Genomic DNA, 2,012 nt, shown 5'->3' on the forward strand with positions numbered 1-2,012 from the left:
TCACCTCGATCAGTCCGGCCTGCGGATCGGCCTCGAGCGTGTCCACCCGCGCGCACGGGATGTCGTTGTCGTGGAAGAGTTCGGCGAGGCGCTGCGCCGGGCCCGGGCCCTCGGTGACCACGACGATCCGCCACTGGTCCCGGACGCGGGAGCCGATGAAGTCCATCATTTCCGCCACGTCGCCCTGGTAGCCGCGGGGTTCCCGGGCGTGCAGGTTCAGCACGTCGACGTCGGGCAGCAGCTCCTCGTCGCTGGCCAGCGAGGTGATGGACCACCAGGAGACGCCGTGCTCGAGGGCGGCGGTGCGGGTTTCGGTCAGCGAACGGAAGCTGGCCGAGTGCAGCGCTTCGGACGCCGCAGAGGTCAGATCAAGAGGTGCGGTGCCGCCGTCGGACGCCGTGGACCAGGCGGCCTCGAGGAATTCCTCGTTCGTCGCAGCGAGGTCGTGGGCCCGGGTGCGGACCTTCTCCGGCTCGATCACCACCGCGATGGAACCCGCCGGGAGCTGGTCCAGGAACGGCACCATGGCGTCCACCAGCACGGGGGCCAGCGATTCCATGCCCTCGACGGCGATGCCGCCGGCGATTTTCTCCAGCATGTCCGCGGCGGCCGGGAGCTGGGACTTCAGGGTCGCGGCGCGGGACATGACGGAGGGTGTGATCAGGAGTTCGCGGCACGGCGGGGCATGGAGTTCGGTGGGATGGTGCAGGCCGGGCGCGGTCAGCGAGCGCTGGTCGGCGACGGCGAACCAGCGCATCTGCTCCACCTCGTCACCAAAGAACTCGACCCGGATGGGGTGGTCCTCGGTGGGCGGGAAGACGTCCAGCATGCCGCCGCGGACGGCGAATTCGCCGCGGCGGGTCACCATGTCCACCCGGGCGTAGGCGGCGTCGGCGAGGCTCTTGACGACACCGCTGAAGGGGGCGTCCTGGCCGACCGTCAGGGTCACCGGCACCAGTTCGCCGAGGCCGGCGACGATCGGCTGCACGACGGCGCGGACGGGGGCTACCACCACGCGCAGCGCACCGGCGGTGGATGATTCGGGGTGCGCGAGCCGCCGCAGCACAGACAGCCGCCGGCCCACGGTGTCCGAGCGCGGGGAGAGCCGCTCATGCGGCAGCGTCTCCCAGCTGGGGAACTCCGCGATCGTCTCGGCCGGCAGGAAGGCGCGCAGGGCCTCGGTCAGGTCCTCGGCCTCGCGGCCGGTCGCGGTGACGGCCAGGACCACGGGCACTCCCCGGCCAGCCCCTGCAGAGCCGGTTTCGTTTCCCGCCAGGGTCGCGAGTCCGTCCGCCATTTCCGCGAGCAGCGTGGACCGCATTCCGGCCGGGGCGCTGATCTGGTAATCCTCGCTGCGGGCTGCGAACCCGCGGGCGGCCTCGGCCTGGATCCGGGCGTAGTTCCGGTCTTCGGCGAGGACACGGCGCAAACCGGTGAGAGAGGGGCCGTTGAGGCTCATAGCTGTTGCTCCTGATGGGATCACGGGGTGCAGGCAACACGAATAGCCGAAATTCGCGAGAATCCCGGGCCCTCCAAGCCTACCGCGGAGCCTCGGGGCCCGCCGACGGGCCCGGCCGGCGGGACCTGCCCGGGGCGCCGCCGACGGGGCTAGGCTGGCTTCAGGAGCGGGCGGCCCATCCAACGCGGGCCGCGCACCGAATGGCTTGGTAGGCCACCCGCCAACTGCTGGCTGACAAGGAGTCACCATGAACGCCACAACCGCAACCCCCGAACCCGCTGGAACCCCTGCTCCAGCCCCGCAGGCAGCCACCGCGAAGGCCTCATCCCCTAAGACCGTGCTCGTCACCGGGGCCACCGGCTACATCGGCGGCCGGCTTGTCCCCCGGCTCCTGGAAGCCGGGCACAGGGTCAAAGTCGTGGTCCGCACCCCGGCCAAGATTGCCGGCGTGCCCTGGCTGGACGACGTCGAGGTGATCCACAGCAGCCTCGACGACGGGGACGCCCTGCAGGCGGCGCTCGACGGCGTCGACGTCCTGTACTACCTGGTCCAT

At 71.1% G+C, this 2,012-nt stretch carries 1 protein-coding gene and 1 pseudogene; one reads left to right on the forward strand and one right to left on the reverse strand.

Going from position 1 to position 2,012, the window contains the following annotated elements; translation table 11 throughout:
• Positions 1-1,459, reverse strand: a pseudogene (locus LQV45_RS28300) (transcription-repair coupling factor); the annotation flags it as partial.
• A 247-nt stretch (positions 1,460-1,706) separates the two neighbouring features.
• On the opposite strand from LQV45_RS28300, the gene LQV45_RS28305 reads away from it, so the two are divergent.
• Positions 1,707-2,012 (forward strand): NAD(P)H-binding protein (locus LQV45_RS28305; RefSeq protein ID WP_230010263.1); only part of this gene is annotated, 306 nt, incomplete at its 3' end.

This window comes from Microbacterium sp. Bi128, assembly GCF_918698205.1.